The sequence below is a fragment of the Bacteroidota bacterium genome, assembly GCA_030706745.1.
In the GTDB taxonomy this organism is placed as follows: Bacteria; Bacteroidota; Ignavibacteria; order Palsa-1295; family Palsa-1295; genus PALSA-1295.
On record JAUZNX010000002.1, the window covers coordinates 423,317 to 446,223 of the forward strand.

Below are 22,907 nucleotides of genomic sequence, written 5' to 3' on the forward strand. Positions count from 1 at the left end.
GAACGGAACAGGCAAAACCCAACTGAACTCATCTGCGTTATTCTGGACATGCGTTTGCCATATAGCCTTGCAGCACCTCTGAATGTGCCTGCTCTAATTTGTCATGCCTTGTTGATGCTCGTGCCGTTGCTAATCCCTTACACCAGCTGGGGACAGAATCCTCAGCTCCCGGGGATTAACATTGAAATTCCGCCGCCAAAGAAGTCTGCGCCCGCCGCGCCCCCAGCAGTCTTCGATCGCATCAATATGGGGCCGAATATCAATTCTGAGTATAGTGACCTGTTCCCTGTCTTGACCCCTGACGAAACGTTAATGTTTTTCGTGCGCAAGGGCGATCCTTCGAACACTGGTTACGCAAATAATCCGAACGACGAAGACATTTGGTACTCTCTTCGGCAATCGGATGGCTCCTGGTCCAAAGCAGAAAAGTTGCCAGGCCCATTGAACACCACGAATTACGATGGCGTCCGCGCGATCAATACTACTGCCACACATCTCTATCTTCAGAACACCTATCGGGCGGATGGGACCGGTGGTAAAGGGTTTTCAATGAGTTCGAAGCAGCCCGATGGTTCGTGGTCCTTTCCCGAGCCCCTGCTTATCGACGACTATTATAACGACACGTCCATCGCGATGATGACGATCTCGGGTGACGAGAAGTATATGATCCTCTCGCTGAAACGGAAAGATGGGCTCGGTCAGCACGATCTCTATTTATCGCGAAATATTGATGGACATTTGCATTGGTCACGGCCGGAATTGATCGCAGAACTATCGACACCGGGTGATGATATCTCGCCATTTATCGCATACGACGACCGGACCATTTATTTCTCGACGAATGGTCGAGGAGGTATCGGTGACTATGACATTTTCGTCGCGCGCCGACAGGACGAAAGTTGGATGCACTGGTCGAATCCCCGGGATCTTGGCGAACCAGTCAACACTATTTCGTTCGATGCATACTTTACAATTGGCGCCCGCGGTGATACCGCCTACTTTTCGAGCGCGCATGAAACGTCAACGCGTGGATTCGGCAAGAGCGATATTTGGAAGCTCTATCTGAGAGAAGATCTCCGGCCTGGCTTCCATCTGCCGAAGGGAAGCGAGTGGGATCCGAATCTCTCCGCGAAGGACCTGCAAGGGTCCCAGATTCGGCTCGATGAGGTTCGGTTCGATGTCGGAAGCAGTTCGCTGAAAGGCGAATCCATGGCTGCGCTCGGCAAAGTTGTCGAATTGATGAAACGCTTGCCGGGACTTGCTATTGAGATTCAGGGCCACACGGACTCCCAAGGAGACCGCGAACGCAACATGGTGCTGTCTCAGAAACGGGCGGAGGCGGTCGTTACCTTTCTTGCCTCGCGAGGTGTTCGCCGCGACCGATTAGGTGCCAAAGGCTTTGGCCCCGACCGCCCCATTGCTCCGAACGAAACGGCCTCAGGTCGGGCACTCAATCGTAGGGTGGTGATCGAGGTGACGCGCGCTGCCGATTGATGTCGTATCAAGTGCTCGAAGCCTACGATCCGGAAGCCGTCGAAGACTTCCGGTCGCTTAAAGGTAAGGGTGGACATTTCGATCGCGGGCTCTTCATCGCGGAGTCGGAAAAGATCGTCCGAAAGATTCTCGAAAGTACCGCAATGATTCCGAAGGCTCTGATGACGCCAGAGCACTTCGAATCTTTTCGTAACTTATTAGACTCTCGTACGGATTCGACAGAAGTCTATTTAGCTCCGAAACAGGAAATGGAGCAAATCGTCGGGTACCTCCTGCATCAGGGCGTCATGCTCGCCGTACAAATTCCAGAGACTCAATCGATCGAAGAAGCAGCGTTGCATTGGCGCGATCCCTTCGTTGTCGTCGCCCTCGATGGAATCTCGGATGCGGAGAATATGGGAGCGATTATTCGCACGGCGGCGGCATTTGGTGCAAGCGCGCTGATCGTGGATGATCGCTGCTGTAATCCATACTTGCGCCGCTCTGTCCGAGTCTCGATGGGGACAATTGTCGATATCGAGATCGTCCGAGTGCCCGATCTTGCGGTGTCGCTAAGAGCGTTGCGTGACGCACATCATTGCCGCATCATCGGAACGGGATTGACTGCTAGCAGCATTCCACTTAGCGAGCTTGAATCAGCTGCAAACAATGTCCTCGTGTTTGGCTCTGAGGGCTGGGGCCTTCGGCCGGAAGTCATCAAAGCATGCGACCAACTGGTGCGGATTCCCATGAACGCCAACATTGATTCGCTCAACGTTGTTGTCGCAAGTGGGATCGTACTATATGAGATGTCGCAGTGCTTAAACCGCGAGATTCTCTAACTTCTCGCTTAACTCCGACCACTGGAAGACCAGCCGCTCGAGTTCTCCTCGCAGAAGGCCTAGCCGCTCGGAATCAGACTTGACCCGGTCAACGCTGCTGTAATACTCGGCATCCAACATTGCGTCCTCAATTGCGAGCTTTTCTTTTTCGAGAGATTCGATCTTCTTCTCGACTTCAGAGATCTTCGTTCGAAGTGGTCGTTCTAGCTTGAACCTCGCGTTTCGGTCGTCCGCTTCCCGGCGCTTCTGCTCGCGCGTAGCAGCTTCACGCTGGGCAGGACTGCTCTCCGGTTTCGAGGCTCCATTCTTTGGAGCCGTAGCAGGAGCGACCGGCTTGGCTGCATTAGCCTGACGCGCGGCAGCTTTCTTACTTTGGATCAGCGCGATTTCCGATGCACGCAATTCGTCAAGATACGTCTCGAGAGGTTTGGTATATTCCTTTACATAACCATCCTGGAACGTGATCAGTCGATCGGTCAAATCTTCGAGGAAATCCCGGTCGTGGGATACGACGACGACGGTCCCATCGAACTGCAGCAGCGCTTCCTTGACGACCTCTTTGGATGCCATGTCCAAATGGTTTGTCGGCTCATCGAGTACGAGTGTGTTCGTGGGCTCCAGCAACATCTTGGCGATAGCCAGCCGGGCTTTCTCTCCACCGGAAAGGACGCGTACTGGTTTGTAGACATCATCACCGCGGAAGAGGAATGCACCGAGCAATGAGCGAAGCTGCGACTGAGTGCGCGGCATCGTGTTGGAGGCCGTTTCGTGAAAGAGTTGCGCGCGCGTTACATTCTCGACGGTTTCGAGAACTGTAAGCTTTGGATCCAGGGCTTCAGCCTGATGCTGGGCATAGTAGCCGAGCAGGACGTTGTGCCCGACTTCGAACGTACCGCCAGTCAACTGTTCCTGGCCGGCGAAGATTTTTCCCATCGTAGTCTTGCCTTCGCCGTTCTTCCCGAGCAGCGCTACTCGATCTCCACGCTCGATGCGGAGATCAACTCCGGAAAAAATATCTCGGACGCCATCATAGGACTTTGCACCATGTTGGACTTCGAAGACCATCCGACCGGATGCAGGTGCCGGTGGAAAGTTGAAATGAACGGAGGGCCCGTGCGATGCCAACTCAATCCGCTCCATGCGCTCGAGCATCTTTAAGCGCGATTGCGCCTGTCGGGCCTTCGTTGCCTTGTACCGGAATCGCTCGACGAAACTTTCGAGCTCTCGTCTTCGCGCATCGATGTTTTGCGCGCGCGATGCAAGCTGCGCTTCACGCTCCGCCTTCGTTCGCTCGTAATATTCGTAATTGCCGGCATAGACTTCGATCTTCGATCGGTCAATTTCTGCCGTGCGGTTCGTGATCGCATTTAGAAATGCGCGATCATGGGAGACGATCACGATGGTGCCATCGTATCCGCGGAGATACTCTTCGAGCCAAAATAAGCTTTCGAGATCAAGATGGTTTGTCGGTTCGTCGAGCAGGAGCGCGTCGGGCCGGGCGATGAGTAGCTTTGCGAGCAAAAGACGCATTTGCCATCCGCCCGAGAACTCGGCAAGTGGGCGCTCGAAATCTTTCTCCGTAAATCCGAGGCCCTTTAATACTTTCTTGGCCGCGGCTTCAAGTTCGAAGCCACCCAAATCTTCGAACTTATGGTGAAGAGTACCGAATTTCTCGAGTATTCGTGTGTACTCGGGGCTGGTATGGTCCTGATTCGGATCCTCCATTTGGATCTGGATCGCGGCGAGCTGTTCCTCGACTTCAATCAAATCTTCTTTTGCCCTCAATGCTTCGGCGATGAGCGTTCGCTCTTGAGCCGCCGCATCGAGCGTCGGCTCCTGCGGCAAATAACCGGTCTTGTAGGCCGTGGGCAGATTGACGGTCCCGCTTTCCGGTTCGTACACGCCGGCGATGATTCTGAGGAGTGTTGTTTTGCCAGCTCCGTTCGGACCCACGAGTCCCATCCGGTCGCCGGGGCGAACGGTAAATGTGACATCACGGAAGAGATAATCTCCCGTGAACTGCATGGAGATATGTTCGAGTGCGATCATGTCGTAATTATGGTCTCAGGCCGCGGCGGCCGCGATGGCGATGACGGACGAATGGGAGGTGATGCTCGATGTGCTTGCCCTCCTTGTCATACGGGATAACGCTGATCGAGCCATCAATTTCGAGGATCGCGGTGCGAACATCCGTAATATCTTTAAATCCATGCTCGCGGATTTGCTCTTCGATCTCCTCAGGCCGAATGGATTCATGTTGGAGATTCGACATCACATATTGTCCGTTGCGGATCAGCAAGCGAGGTTCTCCCCCCAGCAAATGCGCTACGCCCTCTCTGCGAAAAATGAGTTTTGTCAGCAGCACGTTAATGCCGATTAGCGTAGAGGCTGCGACAATCCCCCCCAGGAGCGAGGTATCGCTCCCGACCATCGCATTCTGTACTGCGTTGGAAACGAGGAGAATGAGGGCAAAATCGAGCAGTGAAAGCTGCGAAATATGGCGCTTTCCGGCCAGGCGAAAGCCAAGCAGGATGACCAAATAGACGACCGTGCTTCGAAGTACGATCTCGACGAGCGGGTTTAATTGCATGACCGGCCATGAACAGCATCATGGCCGGTTAGGAGCCTCAGGGCACGAAGAGGTTAATAATCTACCCTCAATGAGTCACATTAATCCACAGATTGTCATTCGCATCTCCGTGGCGAACCGAACAAAGATACGCGCCACTCGGGAAATCCTGTAGATTCAGATCCATCGTGTGCTCGCCACCCGAGAACGACTGATCCTGCGTAGACCATACGACTCGCCCAAGAACATCCGTCAGTTGAACATGGACGAATCCGGACGACTCCAGCGCAAAATGGAGCTTCGTGATGCTGATGACAGGGTTCGGGTAACACTCGAGTGTATTTGTCTTGGAAAGCGACGACCATGTGACCGCGCTCGAGGTGGCGGGACTAAGAAATACCCCTTGACCGTTCGATGCCGCGTAGTAATTGCCGAACTTATCCTGGCAGACATCGTGTGCGCCAATGATTCGCGAGGTGCTTGGTCCGTGCAATCCATCATAGGACGTCAGCCATGTATCGCCGAGGTCCTTCGAAATGTAAATCCCCGAATCGGTGCTCAGGAAGAGTTGATTCTTCTTGTCGATAAACAGCCCGAAGACCTTATGGTAATTTACGGGGTCAACCGGTGGCAGAGACGTCCAATTCAGTCCACCATCGCTCGAACGCTCAGCCGCATTATTATTAATGTCGAACATCGTCCTCCCATCTTTCATGACGAGGGTTAAATTGCTACTCTTGCCCAACTGAGTCCAGGTCGTGGCATTAATATTTGTTGCCTTAAACAAATCACCGTTACCCATTTCCGCGTAGACGGCACCGTCCATTCCGACCACAACAGTATTGACCATCGTGCTATCACCGGTGGGCGTAACGTTCGTCCAGGTCATGCCATGATCCTGCGTTGCGAACAATCCACGATAGGAGGAAGCGAACGTCCGATCTTTTGTGGAAACGAGCGTAAACGTTTGGAGCAGCGTATCGCCGGCGAGCGTTTGATGCCAGGTAGTACCGGAATCCGTGGAGACGTGCACCCGTGCAAGATCGATCGCGTACAGTACTCCTGCGCTATCGATCGAAAAAGAGGGTGCGCTCAGGAGGTCGTGAATCTCCAGCGAGAGGAGATTCCAGTTCTGGCCTTGATCGTAGGAGCGGTAGATTCGCTCGCTGGAATTAGCATACAAGGTCGTACCGTCGGGGCCAACCTGGACGCTGAAGATATACGTGCCAATCAGATTATTATTAATTGCCTCAAATTCCTCGCCGTCATCAAATGAGCGCAGCATCCCATCGTAATCGACGCCGGCGAAGATAACCCCTTCCTTATTGACGGCGGCCGGGAAATACTCTCCACCTTCAATTTCCTTGATGATTTTGGTCCACGTGAGACCCATATCGCTCGATCGAAAGAGCAGCCCGTTCACGGCGCGACAGAAGACGTGACCAGAGACTCGACTAAAGAAGAGATTGTACGTGCCATTATTCAGGGAGGTGGCGCTGTCGATCACGCGTTGCCAACTCGTTCCGTTCGTATCAAGATATACGTTGCCCGTCTTATCGCCCACGAGAACGGAACCGCTCGGCAGGGCCAGCAGAGCTGTTACTTCATGCATCGAGGGATGCTTTCCGATTGAGGTCCAGTTCTGCCCATTGTCCGATGAGAAGTACACCGTGCCATTCCACGCTGCGGCATACAACCGCGCAGAGTCGGGAGCGCTGAGGAATTTGATGGGCAAGTCCTTCCGGTCGATCCCCGAGGCTGCGGCGCTAAAGTGGTCCCCATTGTCATGGCTGACGAGAATCCCAGAGGAGCTGGCTGAGATAAACAAGTCTCCATTCGGTGTGATGGCCAAAGTGGCAATGGATGACGCAAATGTTGCGGTCGTGTCCAACAGGACCCACGCCGGACTTTCCTGACGCTTCATTCGAAAAATGCCTTCTTGATTTGAGACAGCAAACACATAGTCGGGCGCCGATGCCTGAATGTCGCGAAAGTACAACGTGCTCAGCCCAGCGTTGCGGGGGATCCAATGGGTGCCGCTGTCCTGGCTTTCATAAATGCCTCCGGCTTTGGTGGCAATGAAAACGTGATTGATCGAATCGACGCAGACTGCGCTAATCGCGCCGCCTTCCGGGCCCTTTGTTTGCGTCCAGGATTGTTGTGCGCGGGAGGATGGTCCACTAACGATGCATACAGTGATAAGAAGCAGGGAGATGAGATTTCGCATCTTAACTTCATGAATATAGTGAGATTATTGAACGTTTGCCGTGTTAGATTAAAGCCCAGGAAAGATTTCTTATTTTTGGGGTAAATCTTTGTAACGTTTGGTGCGTTGCTTTTGGGGTTGCCGGTTACTTACTACAGATGATTGGTAGAAGTCTCCGGGATTCTTCGCTGCTTATACAATTGAGGACCTAACTATGAAGCTTGCTGCAAGATACATGTACCTGGCCGTGGCCGGGCTACTGCTCGTTCACCTCTCCGTGTCCAGTGTTGCGTTGGCGCAGTCCCAAAAGGGCATACCATCCGACGGACGTGATTATTACTTGGGGTTCATGCGAACGAGCTTCGATTGTACGACGGTCATACCGTATCAATCCTACTGGATACTCATCAGCTCGTATTACGACTGCAACGTCACGGTCGGCTACTTCGATCACCAAACCGGTGCGGAAGTGATCGGGAGTCAGGTACACATTGTGGCTAAAAATTACGCCCAAGTTCCGATAAATCTCTCGTATGTCATTGTCTCCGATGGTAACAGCGGCAATCTCAACGTTGATGGTGAAGTGCCCGAATTCACGGGCATCCATGTTCATGCCGACCACCCGATCAATGTTCAATACTTTTCAGCAGGCCCTGACGATGCCGAGATGTATTTGGCCTTGCCGACCAGCGCGCTTGGAAAGGAATATGTCGTCGCGGCCGCGCCAAACGACGATGGGACCGGTGCTCCATCGCCTGCACGGTTTTGTAACAATGGCGGTGAGCCTTCGAGCTCGTTCTTCGGGGTGATTGCCGTTCAGGACGGAACGCACGTAAAGATATTCCCAGCGGGGACGACGCGTAAGGGTTTCCCCGGCGCGACCTCTGGTCCGAATAACGGACAGGGTACGCCTTCGGAGCTTGACGTCACGCTCCAGCGTGGTCAGGTCTATTGGGTTAAATCTAATATTTCATCCAAGCCAGGTCTTTGGGATATTGACGAGACGGGATCTCAGGTTGTTGCGGACCAGGCGGTTGGCGTGCTTGCCGGATGCGAGAATGCATTCAATGGCAACACGAATAACAACTTTGCCGACAACAGAAATATGAATCTTGAAATGATGGTCCCGACCCAATATTGGACCGACTCAGGTTATCTTGTGATGCCTATGTTCGATTCGCCCGGCATCGATCCGAGCGATAACAGTGCCGGGGACCAGGTCAAGATGATCGTAGCCGATAAGGGTGTAAACGGCTGTCAGGTCAAGGGGCACCTTGCGACTGGTCTTCGCTCGTATGACGTACCGCTCTATGACTTCTCCGTAGAGAACAATGTCGAGGATGGAGCGCATTTCTATTCGGACTGTGGCCATAAATTCGCTGTCGAGCAGTACGATTACCGCGGAGCTGGCGGATCCGCCAGCCGGCAAGGGCCATTTACCGCGCCAGCACAGATGAATGTTGTCTCTGCCTCACGCTATCGCACCAGTTTCATGTGGACCGTCCCGGACGATGTGAGGCAGGTGGCCAAACATCGTTACATAAACGTGATCGCGCGCAGCGATCAGTTTTCCAAGATCAAGGTTTGGAAAAATGGACTTCCGATTGGCACGATCGGTAATATAGGGGTTCCATGGGGAACGACAAGGTTTCCAGATTATCCCCAATTGAGTGGCCGACGCTACGAACTGGGTGTTGGGTGTTACTATGCGACCGCCGATAGCGCGTTCGCGGTCTATCAGTATGGGATGTCCGGATTCGATTTCGATGGCGATCTCGGAGATTGGGACGCTGATGACTTCTTCAATGAATATGCCGCGCCCTGCGGACAATCGTTTGGCATCGACGGTGCCGGGGCTCCAAAGATCTCAGTCGATACGCTCTGTAGCTCCTGGAACCTTCACGTTCTCGATACCCTGATTCTCGACCATTTTATCTCAGCAGTCGATATCTTGGACGACCCGCTTGGCGTTATCAAGAAGCGTCCAGGTTCTGATGGTGGTTATGTATCCACCAATGTTGCGTTTGACCCGGTCAACTATACTATTGTACCGGGAGATAGCACAAAAGTCAATCCGACGATTGTGGTTGTCAACCCTCTGAAGGATGCCGAGGCATGGGTTTGGGCGGTCAATGGTGCCGGTGAAGACACATTGGTCCATTTGCTCTATACCGCTCCGGCCTTAGCATTTGGGGCGATTACCCACACCGGCCCTGATAGTCTGGCCTTCCTAAATGCACAGGAGGGGGTGGACACCTGCTCCTATTTTGTATTTAAGAATAATGGTGCTCCTGGCTCGGGGAATTATAGTCTCAAGAATATAAGCTTCCGGATGGGCAATCAAGGCTTTTCGGCCACGACGGATCCGAAGTTGCCAGCCAGTTTGAATCCCGGGGATTCAGTGATTATTCACGTATGCTTCAATGCTACTGAAGCTGGACGAGTATTTTTAGATACACTCGTTGCCCAGACGGACTGCCCAACTGTGCTTGGCGCGCTCATTGGTTCAACGACGCTCCCAGAGATCAATGCTACCGATTGGAACTTCGGGTCGCAGAATCTGATCGGCAAGACGGTGTGCCATACGGTTCGTGTTTGGAATTCGGGCAAGGCTCCATTTACACTCAACAAGAATTGGGTAATGGAGAACTATGGTACTGCCGATTTCACATTCCCGGATTCCACCAAGTTGCCAGTGGTGCTCAAGCCAGGCGATGGAATCGACCTGCAATTCTGCTTTACACCATCCGCCGAGGTGACTGATTCTTCAATTCAACGCTGGGGTTCTAACATACCCGAGCCCTTTACGCATACGAAGAAGGATTTCAGCATTTTGACCGGTGCAGGGATTAAGCCGGACTTGACCTGGGATCGATCGAAAGAGATCATAACTACCGAGTGCGACACGGTGCGAATCGATACGCTGTACCTGCGAAACCATGGATCGGCAATGATCACGATTGATAGCTTGGGAATCGTAGGATTGACGGCTACCGAATGGTCCATAGTCGAAGTTCAGCATGGCTTCCAAAAGAACTTCATAATTGGGCAGGAGTCATTACCTGATAGCGATTATGTGATAATCAAGTACACTCCGGACCTTTCTCGCGGGGGGGATGTAGTAGATACGCTTATAGAGTATGATGAAGACGGTTTCCGTCAGGTTGTCCTTCTCTTCGCGAATACTACGTATGCCGGGCTCAAAGTATCCACGAATTCAATCGATTTTGGCACCGTGCCGCCGAACACGCCGAGTGGCCAGCAGACCATAACGATTACCGATACGGGCAGTGCGCCACTCATCATCAACGAACTCTCAATCGATCCGCCGTTCACGATCGTGCGGCCAGGATCGACGTTGAATCTCTGGGATACAATCCTGCCTGGCAAGAGCAAGACGATTATCGTCCAGGGCAAAACCACTGATCCTTCAGCAAAGGGCAATCTCACGATTAATGGCATGACGAATTGCGTCGTGCAACGAGTTGTGGCACTGCAAATTGGCACCTCTTCAATTGGCGCAACGGGTAGTCAGCTTTCGTTCGTGCCCACATACGTCTGCAAGAACAGCATCGATAGTGTGGCTGTAATTTCGTCTGGTACACGTAATGCCTTGCTGGAAAAGGTAGAGATTCTACCCGATCCGGCTTATCCGACTGAAGTGAGTGCATTCCAATTCTCCGCATCGGTTGGAGGTGGACAGACATTAAACCTGATCCCACCTGTGGTGCTCATTCCTGGTGAGCGGAAGACACTCCCGGTTGAATATCAGCCGAGCGATGTCCTGCCGAAGCATGCATTCGTTCGCTATACGTTCGATACGGCCGATAACCCAACGCCGGCTGGTATCTGGACCGATATGGAGCCATTACTTGGAACGGGCTTGCAGGAGCATACCGTAATAAGCGTGGCAGCGGATCCGACCAATCCGGTGGTGAAGTTTACCGGTCATGCGAACGACATCATTCAGGTGCCTCTGCACATCTTGAAGCCGATTCGCAGTGAGGCCGCCGTCGCAAAGATTGCTTTCGACGTGAGCTTTGAGCAGGATTTATTCGATCCGACCGGGGCTGGCGCCGCCATCGCAACCAACGGATATCAGATCGTGAGTCAGACGGAGTCGGACGCGGGTGGCATCGCAACATGGCACATCGTTGTCCACCCTACTGCCAAGACTGCATTCGATAGTGCGGATGTGATTGGCAATTTATCGCTCAAGATCATGGTCGCGCGGGAAACGTCGAGCAACTTTGTGGCCTCGAACGTTGATTTCCAGGATGTCAACGGCACGAGCCTCTGCTATGTGCTGCATCAAGAGATTCCCGGAGTGTTCACGCCGATTGATCTGTGCGGCAATCCAACAGAACGCACATTCCTGACGGTGGGCGCAGTCCGGTTCTCGATTGGAGAGGCGCATCCGAATCCAGCGACGCATTCGGCGCAAGTCACATTGGATGTGCACCAGGACGGTACACCCATGACGGTCGAACTCTTCAACGTCCTCGGCCAGAGTGTGCGGACCTTCACGACCGACCAACTCATGTCGGCCGGTACACGCGATCTCGATCTCGACCTGACTGGCCTTGCCGGCGGGAGTTACACCTTGCGTGTGACCGCACCTGAGCAAGTCCACTCGCAGATGATCCTGATCCAAAAGTAGACTGATTGATCCTCGCTTGCTTCCAAAGCCCCGGGTACCTCCGGGGCTTTTGGTTTTATTGAATCAAACACATCTCATCGGTCATCTTCATCTCATTTGATGAACGACCCGCGGCTTCGTACTTGTTTACGGAGTTGCTATGGCCTCACCAAATCACGCAACTGAATCCCGCCTGCGGGAAATTGACAAAGAACTCGCTGAATTGCAGGAGCAGCGGACGCAGCTCCGCTCGCATTGGGAGCACGAAAAGAATCTGATCAAGGGGATCCGCTCGCAACGCGAGGAGATCGAGCAGCTCCGTCTGCAAGCCGAACAACTCGAGCGACAAGGCGAACTTGCGCGAGTTGCGGAATTGCGATATGGCAGCATTCCAGCCACGGAAGCCGATCTTAAGAAAAAGCAGGACGAGCTTGAGCGGTTGCAGCGCGAAAAGCAGATGCTTAAGGAAGTCGTCGGTCCGGAAGACATCGCTGAGGTCGTTGCAAAATGGACCGGCATTCCTGTCTCCAAAATGCTCGAGAGCGAACGCGAGAAATTACTGCGAATGGAAGACCGCCTGCACGACCGAATCGTCGGGCAGGACGAGGCAGTCACTGCCGTTTCCAATGCGATTCGGCGCTCGCGGGCGGGACTTCAGGATCGCAACAGGCCGATAGGCAGCTTCATCTTTTTGGGTTCGACTGGTGTCGGCAAGACGGAGTTGGCGCGCGCCCTTGCCGAATTTCTGTTCGATGATGAGCACGCGATGGTCCGCATCGACATGTCGGAATATATGGAGAAGTTCTCGGTCTCCCGTCTGATCGGAGCGCCGCCGGGCTATGTCGGCTATGAAGAGGGTGGCCAGCTCACGGAGGCAGTGCGCCGCCGACCATACAGTGTGTTGCTCCTGGACGAGATCGAGAAGGCGCATCCTGATGTATTCAATATCCTGCTGCAAGTACTCGATGATGGACGTCTGACCGATTCGCAAGGCCGCACAGTCGATTTCAAGAATGCGATTGTGATCATGACATCGAATATCGGTTCGCAGTTGATCACGAAGGAGATGACTCACCTCACAGATGAAAATCGCGATCGACTGCTGGCCGATCTGCGAACGAAATTGATGGGTGAGCTACGGAAGACTATTCGTCCGGAGTTTCTCAATCGCATCGATGATATTGTCATGTTCCAGCCGCTGACGCAGGCAGATATTCGCAGGATCGTGGATATTCAGATCACGCGTGTAGCCGAAATGATGCAGAAGTCCGGAATCCACCTGGATGTGACCACCGATGCCCGCGACTGGCTTGCGCAGAGCGGGTTCGATCCCGCCTATGGAGCTCGGCCGCTTAAACGTGTGATTCAGCGAGCAGTGATCGATCCAATGGCCATGAAGATGCTATCCGGGGAATTCTTGCCAGGGGATTCTGTGCGCGTTGATCACACGGAATCCGGCCAGTACATCTTCGAAAAGGTGTCGAGCACCGAGGGAGCATGATCCACGAATTGTTCGAGATACATTCTCGAAAAGGAGAGAGGCTCCACGCTGACCTTCGATATTCTCATTTGACAGAGGCCAAAGAGCCCATCCTTGTTTTTCTCCATGGGTTCAAGGGCTTCAAGGATTGGGGACCTATTCCGATGATGATGGAGCGACTAGCCAAAGAAGGCTTTGTCACCATCAACTTCAATTTTTCCCACAATGGGGTCGGAGAAGATCCCTTTGCATTGACAGAACTGGACCGCTTCGCGCAAACGACATTCACCAGGGATCTCGAAGAAGTCCATGATGTGCTCGGCGCGATAACTTCCTCTGATATTCCAATCGATCCTGCTCGATTCGACCGCAATCGAATCGGCATCATCGGACATTCACGAGGCGCCGCGACCGCAATACTCGCCGCTTCCCAATTGGCGAGCCTTACGCCGGTTGTCGCTCTTGCTCCGGTTGCGACGTTCGAACGATGGACTGGGCGGCAGGCCGAAATCTGGAAAACGCAGGGCTATGTTGAAATCACAAATCAGCGGACTGGACAGGTCATGCGGCTGAATCGTGGGCTGCTCGAGGATTACGAAGCGCATCGTGGGGAGCTCGATATTTTGAAGGCAGCACAAAAGCTTGCAGAACAGCACAAACCACTTCTCGTCATTGTCGGCTCAGAGGATTTAACTGCACCGATTGCGGAATCCGAGGCTATTGCCAACGCTGCGAAGAGTGACACGACGGAACTTGCCATCGTACCTCGAACCGGTCACACCTTTGGGACGGAACATCCTTTCGCCGGCATGACACCGGCATTCGAGAAGGTAATCGAGCTAACGAAAGAATTCTTTACCCGGCACCTCAAACAATAACGCCCGACGTTCCAGCGTGTACTGGAAGGTCGGGCGCTATAATTCGTATTTGTTACTACTCGATTGTAATTGGCTTGGTGACTGAAACTCCTCCGGCCGAAAGCAGAATGTAGTGCCGCCCTGCCGGCAAGCCAGCCAAGTCAATCTGCTTCTCATGTTCACCGCTAGTGGTGTATTCGTTAACAAGCACGCGCTCCTCACGACCAAGATTATCATACACCGCGACATGAGCCAGTGACTCATTTGCAAGCGAGTAACGAATCTTCGAGATCGAGGCCCCGGTCGTGACCGGATTTGGATAAACACTCTCGATCGACACGGGACTCGGTTGGCCGGCGGTCGCAACGCTGCTCTGACCGAATAGCGGTTTCAGATCGATAAAGAACATTCCGCGCCCGTAGGTGGTCGCGACTAAGTAATGTCCACGAACTTGCAGGGCGGTTACCATAACTCCTTGCGGAAGCCCGGTGATGAGCGGCACCCATGTGGAGTCTCGATGGTCCATCGCAACGATGCCACCGTCGTGGCCCATGAAAATATCCCCTTGGGCATCGACCGCAACCGCTCGATAAAGCCCTGTTGGAAGCCCTGTTTGAGTCGGCTGTGTCCATGTCTGCCCATTATCCTGCGAAGTCCAGAGTGGCTTTCCCGTCGCGTTGGACGTTGTGAGGTAGACCATGGTCGGATCGCCGGGATCCGTGGTAATCCAGGTCGGGCGTCCGTTCAGCGCGGTCGTTGGCGATGTCATTTTGGCCCAGGTTGTTCCCTGGTCAGACGTCCAGTAGACATAGCTGCTGACATTTCCAACATAGATATACGATGGATCGAGCTTTGCGACATGGGCAAAGGCCGGCGCGCCGACCTTCGTCGATGTGGTAATGCTGAGAATGTCGGTCGGCGAATTGGAGAAGCCATCCGTCGTAAGCCAAACCTTCGATCGTCCACACATTACCACGACATTCGGATCGGCTTCGCAGACATCGTAGAACATATATCCACTCTGACGATCGTTCTGGATTGCCGAGCTACTCAGTACATTCGGGCTGAACCCGGCGCCACCGGTCGTGGACTTATAGATCACAGCTTGACCCGTGAAATCGGGATAAGAAGCGTAGATGATTTGACCGTTCTGTTGGTCAATAAAACACCGGCCACCATCGCCACCCTGAATGAGAGGGCCGATCATATTGCCGGGAGTCCATTTCGTTGTACCGTTATCCTGCGCGCCGGCGATGAAGAATTGAATCTCACCTTTAGATTTAGTCGCATAGGCGTCACCACCGACTTGCTGGAAGGTACCAAGGTTGGAATTCATATCCGAATGCCAGGCTTGCCCGTTTTCGGTCGGGGCACTATAGTAGATTCCTCCATCACTCAAAGTAAATGCTGTCCCATTATGATAAGTGATGACATGAATATCTGCGTGGGTGTAATTCGTCTGTCCGGCATTGCCGTTCGAATTCGAGACCTTCTGCGGCGAGGCTCCGTTTTGATTGGAGTAGTAAACATCCAGACCGCCGAAGAGCACGTAATCTGGATTGACCGGACTGACCGCAAGCGCGTTTGCATACCACCCTTGCCCGGCTAAGTAGTTGCTAGCACCGGTATCGAGCAGCGTCGTTTCCCAATGGGCACCGGAGTCGCGAGAGAGTCCGATCTTGCCACCGGCTACGCCATTTAGTGCGATCCCGGAGCTGACATACAAATAGAGATGATTGGCAGGGGTCATGCCAAGGACCATCAGGCCACCATTGCTAGCTGATGGGAAATTGACCAGCGCCGGCTTATACCAAGTCGCGCCGGAATCGGTCGACTTCATCAATTGCGAACCGGCAGCAGCGTACAACACGGCTGGATTCACCGGATCCATCACCAGGCTTGGCAAATTGCCATTCAGAGAAACGGCAGTAGCCCAGGTGATACCTGCATCGGTCGAGCGAAGGATGGAACTTGCTGCGGCCACGTACACAATATTCGTATTGATCGGGTTGATGAGAATCGCATTGAAGTAACTCCCGAGGTTTTTCCCGACGTTCGTCCAATTCAATCCACCATCAATGGACTTCCAAATGCCGAAACCTGAAACCTGACCATTGCTCTGGCTATTCTGATCCAATCCCCCGAAGGCCTCACCGGTGGCGGCATAGATCGTACTCTGATTTTTGGGATCGATTGCAACGGCACTCGTCGCGAGCACAGGCCATGAATCGCTCAGCGATTTCCAGGTGGCGCCATTATCATTCGATTTCCAGAGACCGCCGTTGGGAGAGCACACATAAATCCCTCCCGAGGAATCGAATCCGATATTGGCCAGACGACCACTGACCGTTCCTGTTTGCGAGATCCCGGCCGGCTGCCATGCAACATTCGCATTGGCTTTCAATGCGGCCTGGCCGATCAGTGGGTTGGGCATCGCGCGAAGCTGCTGGATACCCTCATAACGAATCTGCTCGTAGTTTGGTAAGCTGTCCGGATTTTCAAAGCCGCGTAGCCACTTCAAGGCAGCCTCGTAGTTATCGTGCTCGAAATAACCGGATTGTACGGATTCTTCACTCGCTTGCTGTGCATGCGCTGGCTGTGAGCCCGATACGAACAGCATGGAGCCCGCGAACACGGTGAGAATGACTGCGAAATAAGTTGATCTCATGATACCAGACGCTCAGGATGTATGGAAATTGTCTTGCGAGAATTGTCGGCAATGCCACCATGCGTGGTGACAAGGGTTCACCGCTGATGGATCACTATCTGGAACACGGAATCACTTCCAGAGTTTCCTGGAAAAATGATTCTTAATCACTCTTCATCGAAGCGGGCCAGCGTATTCATTTACGCTCCAAAATTGCAGATTCGATCGGCTTACTCAATCGTAACTGGCTTGGTCGAGGCTGTTCCGGCGGCGGTTAATACGATATAATGTTGGCCAGCCGGAAGGCCGCTCAGGTCAAGCGATTTCTCATGTTCTCCGCCAGTCGTCCACTCATTCGCCAGGATGCGTTCCTCACGGCCAAGATTGTCATAAATCGCAATCCGAGCTAGAGACGCGGTTCCCAACGTATAGTTAATCCGTGAGGTTGCGACACTCGATGTGGCCGGATTAGGATATACATTCTCGATCGAAACCCGGTTTGAAGTCGCGGACCCAGCAACATCGTTCGTAACGTTGTTCGGATTGAAGATTTGGTTAATGTCGATATAGTACATCCCGCGACCATAAGTGGTGACGACCAAATAGTGTCCTCGGACCTGCATCGCGGTAACCATCGCCAAAGGCATTCCGGTTGTCAGAGGCACCCATACGGAGTCCTTATGGTCCATTGCCACGACTCCACCATCATGGCCGAGAAAGATGTCACCTGCAGCGTCCACAGCAACGGTCCTGTAAAGTCCAACAGGCAACCCCGTCTGAGTCGGTTGTTTCCATGTTAGCCCATTGTCTTGCGAAGTCCAAAGCGGCCTGCCCATTGAATTCGATGTTGTGAGATACGCGCTCGCCGCATCGGTCGGAGAAGTTGTGATCCAGGTCGGACGTGAGCCAAGGGAAGTGGGGGTCGTCATCTTGGTCCAATCTGCACCCTGATCGGTTGAGCCATAGATCTGAGATGCACTCGTGCCAAGGTAGATCGTGGTTGGATCCGATTTCGATATGTGTGCATAGCTCGGATACCCGGATATCTTTTTGACGCCGCTCGATGTCGTAGCCCATGTGCTCGTAGTATCGATGCCCGAGCTGAAGGCGGTGGTTGTCAGCCACAACTTGCTACCACCACACATTACGACGACGTTCGGATCGGCATCGCAGACCGAGTAAATCATATACCCCATCTGAAGGTCCTGTTGGATTGCAAGACCATTCAGCACATTCCCGCTAAACGAACTACCGCCATTCATGGACTTGTAGATCACCGCTTCACCAAGGAAGTTCGGGTACGACGCATACAGGATATGTCCGGTTTGCTGGTCGATGAAACATCGGCCGCCATCGCCGCCCTGAATCATGGGTCCAGTCATTTTTCCAGCGGTCCACTTGGTCGTGCCATTATCTTGTGCACCGGCAATAAAGAACTTCGGCTCGCCAGTTGTCGGATCGCAGTAAGCATCCCCTCCAATTTGCTGGAACGTACCAAGATTGGCGTTCATATTACCACTCCACGAAGAACCATCAGACTCGCTATGGTAAATACCACCATCGCTGAGAGCATATAGAGAGCCGTGTCTGTACCCGAGGAAATGAATATCGGCGTGAGTATAGTGTCCGCCGCCAGCATTGCCCGTCCAATTCGTCAGTTGTTGCGGATTCGCGCCATTCTGGCTTGAGGAATAAACGTCGAGTCCACCGACGACGATGTAGTTCTTATCCGTAGGACTTGCCGCCAGAGCCAAATCGTACCAGCCCTGGGAGTTTGAAGCCAGACTGAAATTACTGGTGGAGATATGCCAGCTCGTACCACCGTTGGTCGAGTATCCAATGTATTCTCCCGGTCGGTGACTTGTTAGCACATAGAGATACTCGTGGTCGGCGGGAGTCATAGCAAGGACCATCAGGCCACCGCTGGCAGCTGTCGGAAATCCTGAAGAGACCGCCTTCCATGTTGCACCAGAATCGATTGACTTGAATAGCTGACTCCCCGCGCCAGCGTATAGAATAGAGGGGTCAACGGGATCGATGACGAGTGCACCAAAGACCGCACCGCCCGTGCTGAGATCTTGCACGTCGCTCCAGGTATGGCCCGAATCGGTCGAGCGCCACACCGAGGTGCTCATCACATATACTAGATTCGAATTCGCGGGATTTACGATGATCTTGCTGAAATACCGTCCGAGCTTTGAGGGAATGAGAGTCCAGTTGTTTCCGCCGTCCATCGATTTATAAACTCCGACTCCGGAGGAGCCGGTGTTGCCCTGATAGACTGGATCAAAATAGCCGAATGGTTCGCCGGTGCCAGCATAGACGACATCGGGATTGTTCGGATCGACTGCGACGGCACTCGTAAATAGGGTGGACCACTGGTTATCGCTGAGCGATGCCCAATGAATACCTTGATCGACCGATTTCCAAAGTCCGCCCGAGGGTGATGCGAGGTAGATTTTGCCATCGCGATCGACGTCCACATCAGCCTCGCGGCCGCTTACCGGTCCGCTCTGCGAGAGTCCTGCCGGCATCCATGCAGCACTTTGGCTCGCTTTCATTGCGGCGTGATCGGCGATCATCGGATTTGGCATGGCGTGCAACTGCTGGATGCCCGTGTAGCGGACCCGCTCAAAATCCGGTAGGTGATCGGGATTCTGGTAATCCGAAAACCATCGCATCATCGCGCTGTAATCGTCATGCTCGAAGTAGTGCGATTCCGCAGATTCCGTTTGCTCTTGCTGAGCGTAGGCCGTCCGCGAGCCAGACGCGATGATTGCGAAAAGTGAAACCGCAATAATGGTGACGACGAAATGCGATGATCTCATGTTAGCCGAAGCCTAAGAATGGTACCTCGAAGTGGCAGGGTGTATTGCTTAACCCCGAATAGACTGCTTTGCCACAGGGTGTGGAATCCCCTGAACACAAGAACACGACCAGAGTTTCTATAAAGCTTGACTGTTAATGAGTTCTAATCGCCGGACCAAAGCCCTCTCCAAAAATCAGAGGGTTTCACCAAGACCAAAAGTCGCAACCACTTCGCCCAAAACCCCACTTTGGCCACAATGGCAAGGAGTGACGATGTGGTTAGTAACATTGATCGCTGCCATTGCCGGCGGTTATGTTTGGTATTCCGTTAATGCCATCAACGGATCGAGTGGATTCCCGCTCGATGATAGCTGGATCCACCTTACATTTGCTCGAACCCTTGCGCAATCGGCTCACTTTTCATACGGCGCGCTGAATCCGGCGACGTCAGGTTCCACATCACCGCTCTTCACATTCCTCGAAGCGATACTCTTTCTCGTCACCTCGAATGAGTTTGCGGTTGCGAAGCTGCTTTCCATTGCCGGACTTATCCTTGCGGTTTTCTTTCTATTCCGCGCCACTTCGGCGGCGCGACCAACTGCTGCATGGCTTCCATTGGCAGCCGCTGCATTGCTCGTCGTAAGCCCTCGATTTTTGCCAGCTTCTGTCTGGGGCATGGAAACGACGTTCGCCGGGGCATTCATCGCGGCAGCAGCGTATTTCTACGAAAAGCACTCCTGGCGAGCCCTTGGCATCACGCTCGGTCTTAGCATCTGGTGCCGCCCCGATCTCGCGTTGATATCCCTGGCGCTTGTGATCGACTACTTCTTCCTTCGCCGCGAATCCGTCAAGCCAGACTGGAAGCAGCTTCTCATACCAGCCATCGCTCTCGGTTTGGCCTATGTCGCATTCAACTTTGCGCTCAGCGGATCGATCCTGCCGAATACTTTTGGAGCGAAGCTCGCGTACTACAAAGCCCACCGCCCCGGCTTTTGGGGCGCCGCGGGGGGATTCTTCTCCACCCAAGGACAAGGCCTGACGATCGCGCTTGCCCTGATCGGATTGCTCGCCGCAATTTTCTCGATTTTCAAAAAGCGAATCCTCACCCCGGTCTATCCATTTCTAATCGCAATCGGCTTCGTCGCGCTGTATGCCTGGAAGCTACCGTATCTCTACCAGGACGGCCGCTATCTCGTCCCGGCATGCGTGGCGCTGGTCCTGGCGGCAGTGTTCGGCGCGAACGCTCTCGTCGAGTGGCTCGCGCGCGGTCGGTTTGTCTCGCTCGCGGCGATCCTCGTGCTGGTCGCTGCGTTCATCCAGTTCGTCAGCCTGACCGGCTCCGATTTCGTGGCTCATGAAGCATCCGAGGAAGCCTACATCACCAACCTGCAGGTCGCGACTGCCAGGTGGTGTGCCACAAATCTGCCCAAGGATGCCGCCATTGCCACGCACGACATCGGCGCCATCGGCTTCTACTCAGGCCGCAAAACAGTCGATATGGTCGGTCTCGTCGATCCCGGCATCATCCCGCACATCGGCGATCCAGTCCAGACCATCCGCTTCCTGCGCAAGCGGGGCGCAAACTACGCCGCCTTGCTCGATAACTGGTTCGAGATCGTCAATGAGAATTCCGTCTTCGCCATCCGCCCGCCCGAAAGCGAGCACATGCTGATCTATCCCTTGCACGACTCGACCCGTATGAGCGGCGAGACCGTCCTTTCGATCCACAAATTCCTGAAGCAGGCCATCGCAACCCAAAATACCGATGGACTCGATCAGGCGATGGCCGAAGCCACGCGCCTTGAACCGAACAACCCGATGACCTATACGCTGGCCGGCGAGCTGCTGCTCGAACTCCACCGGCTGCCTGAGTCGCAGAGGATGTTCGAAACGGCCCTCTCATACTTCCCGAACTCCGATATGGCTCGGAATGACCTCCATTTCATCACCGTCATGGGGAAAAGGTAGAGGAACCGACAGGCCCCCAATTTCGCCGCTTGCCTCCTGAAATAGGTGCTCGAAGTTAAAGTAATACTTTAATTCTCTCTTTTGAATTGTCATTTAATGAACTCCCAGCCCGCACTCGAAATTGAATTCTCCATTCTTTTTCAATGAGCAATTGGTGCCCCTGAAGGCAGAAGCAATATACGTCAGCGAAACCGCGAGTGCAAGAAAAATCTTTGTGCGGCAGAAGAATTCATGGGAAGTTACTCCCGGACCAGCTTCCGCAGCACGCTTCCTTTCGCTGTCTCGATACGCAGGAAGTAGGTCCCCGACGGCAACTGCGAAAGATCGAGGGAGTAGAATTCCCCCGCCTTTTCAAGGCGGGGGTAGGGGGTGGTTGACCCACCCGCTTCGAACACATTCACACCCAGCACATTCAGCACACTCACGTGCTCGATTGCAGTACTTCCAGCAAAAATCGTAACCAGCCCGGTCGCGGGATTCGGATAGATCGAAAGCGTGTCGCGCGGCTGTGGGATTGCTTGCACCGCGCTCTTGGGCGTGTCCACCATCTCGGAGATCCGACGCTTGGCCGTGTAATTATCGACCCCGCTTCGCGCATTGACAAAGAGCAAAGTATCGAAGACACCCAGGGCATTCACGATATGGTAATTCCCAAGCCCGTCATTGACGGCGCGCCAGTGCAGGCCTGAATCCACCGAGACGAAGACCCCGCTATCAGTCCCGGCAAAGAGATTCGAGCCGCTCGCCGCAAGTTGCGTGACGCTCCGGCGTGGCAAGTCGATCTCTGTCCAATGCGTACCGGAATCGGTGGACTTCACAATTGGACCGTTCGCGCCAAATGTGAGCGTGCCGAGGAAGGCAAAACTATTGATCGTCGCAATCGGTGAAGATATCTTCGCCCAGGTTCCGCCGTTATCGATTGATCGCCAGATGTTACTACTTGTGCTTGCAAAAACGCAAGATCCTGTTGCAGCAAACATGGTGACCGACCCAGGACCAGGAACCGCTTGCCAATTATCGCCACTATCGCCGGAACGATACGTTGTGCCACCCGTGCATGCAAAGAGATACACTCCATTCGTCCCTAATGTACATCCCCGCGAAAGCCGAGTCCATGTCGAACCATTATCTGGCGTGCGATAATCATATTGCGTGTGTACAAAAAAATATCGCCCCAGCGATGCGAACGAGGTGACACCACCCTGGGTAAAATCAATACCGGTGTCTGCATAGCCATACCCATGGGCTACCGTATAACGATAAACATGATCGGCCGAGCCAATAAAGAGCAAGGAATCGTGGACTCCGAACGCCTCAACCTGAGCACCGAGAGCGATGCCGACCCACTGTGCCCTGCAGGGCGATGCGATCAATAGTATCCAGAAGAAGAAAATAATCCGTTTCATTTGGTGCTCCTT

General features: G+C 53.6%; 12 protein-coding genes. 6 read left to right on the forward strand and 6 right to left on the reverse strand.

Going from position 1 to position 22,907, the window contains the following annotated elements:
• The first annotated feature begins 48 nt into the window (after positions 1-48).
• Both Q8902_04385 and Q8902_04390 read left to right on the forward strand, forming a co-directional pair.
• Positions 49-1,494, forward strand: coding sequence for an OmpA family protein (locus Q8902_04385; protein ID MDP4198791.1), 1,446 nt, complete (start codon positions 49-51; stop codon positions 1,492-1,494).
• Positions 1,494-2,315 carry an RNA methyltransferase gene (locus Q8902_04390; protein ID MDP4198792.1) on the forward strand — a complete coding sequence of 274 codons (822 nt, stop codon included), beginning with the start codon at positions 1,494-1,496 and terminating at the stop codon, positions 2,313-2,315. The genes Q8902_04385 and Q8902_04390 overlap by 1 nt, the downstream gene beginning before the upstream one ends.
• Here the strand turns inward: Q8902_04390 and Q8902_04395 are convergent.
• From Q8902_04395 to Q8902_04405, 3 genes are all read right to left on the reverse strand, one after another.
• Positions 2,295-4,364, reverse strand: coding sequence for an ABC-F family ATP-binding cassette domain-containing protein (locus Q8902_04395; GenBank protein ID MDP4198793.1), 2,070 nt, complete (start codon positions 4,362-4,364; stop codon positions 2,295-2,297). The two genes, Q8902_04390 and Q8902_04395, sit on opposite strands and share 21 nt — an antisense overlap.
• 7 nt (positions 4,365-4,371) lie before the next feature.
• Positions 4,372-4,905 carry a DUF421 domain-containing protein gene (locus Q8902_04400; GenBank protein MDP4198794.1) on the reverse strand — a complete coding sequence of 178 codons (534 nt, stop codon included), beginning with the start codon at positions 4,903-4,905 and terminating at the stop codon, positions 4,372-4,374.
• Between the two features lie 67 nt (positions 4,906-4,972).
• Complete coding sequence (locus Q8902_04405; protein MDP4198795.1) at positions 4,973-7,111, reverse strand: YCF48-related protein; 2,139 nt, start codon at positions 7,109-7,111, stop codon at positions 4,973-4,975.
• Between the two features lie 193 nt (positions 7,112-7,304).
• Here Q8902_04405 and Q8902_04410 point away from each other — a divergent pair, with 193 nt between their 5' ends.
• The 3 genes from Q8902_04410 (at position 7,305) to Q8902_04420 (ending at position 14,087) form a co-directional block, all read left to right on the forward strand.
• Positions 7,305-11,750 (forward strand): choice-of-anchor D domain-containing protein, encoded by a 4,446-nt coding sequence (locus Q8902_04410; protein MDP4198796.1) that lies wholly within the window; start codon positions 7,305-7,307, stop codon positions 11,748-11,750.
• A 139-nt stretch (positions 11,751-11,889) separates the two neighbouring features.
• Positions 11,890-13,230 carry an AAA family ATPase gene (locus Q8902_04415; protein MDP4198797.1) on the forward strand — a complete coding sequence of 447 codons (1,341 nt, stop codon included), beginning with the start codon at positions 11,890-11,892 and terminating at the stop codon, positions 13,228-13,230.
• The gene (locus Q8902_04420) at positions 13,227-14,087 is read left to right on the forward strand and encodes an alpha/beta fold hydrolase (protein ID MDP4198798.1); all 861 of its coding nucleotides are present in this window, start codon (positions 13,227-13,229) and stop codon (positions 14,085-14,087) included. Before Q8902_04415 ends, Q8902_04420 begins: the two co-directional genes overlap by 4 nt.
• Before the next feature lie 55 nt (positions 14,088-14,142).
• On the opposite strand, the gene Q8902_04425 is transcribed toward Q8902_04420, so the two are convergent.
• Positions 14,143-16,734, reverse strand: a complete 2,592-nt coding sequence (locus tag Q8902_04425; GenBank protein MDP4198799.1) for a T9SS type A sorting domain-containing protein — start codon at positions 16,732-16,734, stop codon at positions 14,143-14,145.
• A 209-nt stretch (positions 16,735-16,943) separates the two neighbouring features.
• Positions 16,944-19,541 (reverse strand): T9SS type A sorting domain-containing protein, encoded by a 2,598-nt coding sequence (locus Q8902_04430; protein MDP4198800.1) that lies wholly within the window; start codon positions 19,539-19,541, stop codon positions 16,944-16,946.
• A gap of 253 nt (positions 19,542-19,794) precedes the next feature.
• Here Q8902_04430 and Q8902_04435 point away from each other — a divergent pair, with 253 nt between their 5' ends.
• A complete protein-coding gene (locus tag Q8902_04435) occupies positions 19,795-21,489 on the forward strand; it encodes a hypothetical protein (protein MDP4198801.1) in 1,695 nt (564 codons plus the stop codon).
• 239 nt (positions 21,490-21,728) lie between these two features.
• Here Q8902_04435 and Q8902_04440 read toward each other — a convergent pair whose 3' ends face one another.
• A complete protein-coding gene (locus tag Q8902_04440; GenBank protein ID MDP4198802.1) occupies positions 21,729-22,895 on the reverse strand; it encodes a T9SS type A sorting domain-containing protein in 1,167 nt (388 codons plus the stop codon).
• Positions 22,896-22,907: the final 12 nt, after the last annotated feature.

Bases quoted from the DNA above. Each gene is read 5' to 3' on its own strand.
- Q8902_04385 (MDP4198791.1), top strand. From the start codon at position 49: ATGCGTTTGCCATATAGCCTTGCAGCACCTCTGAATGTGCCTGCTCTA.
- Q8902_04390 (MDP4198792.1), top strand. From the start codon at position 1,494: ATGTCGTATCAAGTGCTCGAAGCCTACGATCCGGAAGCCGTCGAAGAC.
- Q8902_04395 (MDP4198793.1), bottom strand. From the start codon at position 4,364: ATGATCGCACTCGAACATATCTCCATGCAGTTCACGGGAGATTATCTC.
- Q8902_04400 (MDP4198794.1), bottom strand. From the start codon at position 4,905: ATGCAATTAAACCCGCTCGTCGAGATCGTACTTCGAAGCACGGTCGTC.
- Q8902_04405 (MDP4198795.1), bottom strand. From the start codon at position 7,111: ATGCGAAATCTCATCTCCCTGCTTCTTATCACTGTATGCATCGTTAGT.
- Q8902_04410 (MDP4198796.1), top strand. From the start codon at position 7,305: ATGAAGCTTGCTGCAAGATACATGTACCTGGCCGTGGCCGGGCTACTG.
- Q8902_04415 (MDP4198797.1), top strand. From the start codon at position 11,890: ATGGCCTCACCAAATCACGCAACTGAATCCCGCCTGCGGGAAATTGAC.
- Q8902_04420 (MDP4198798.1), top strand. From the start codon at position 13,227: ATGATCCACGAATTGTTCGAGATACATTCTCGAAAAGGAGAGAGGCTC.
- Q8902_04425 (MDP4198799.1), bottom strand. From the start codon at position 16,734: ATGAGATCAACTTATTTCGCAGTCATTCTCACCGTGTTCGCGGGCTCC.
- Q8902_04430 (MDP4198800.1), bottom strand. From the start codon at position 19,541: ATGAGATCATCGCATTTCGTCGTCACCATTATTGCGGTTTCACTTTTC.
- Q8902_04435 (MDP4198801.1), top strand. From the start codon at position 19,795: ATGTGGTTAGTAACATTGATCGCTGCCATTGCCGGCGGTTATGTTTGG.
- Q8902_04440 (MDP4198802.1), bottom strand. From the start codon at position 22,895: ATGAAACGGATTATTTTCTTCTTCTGGATACTATTGATCGCATCGCCC.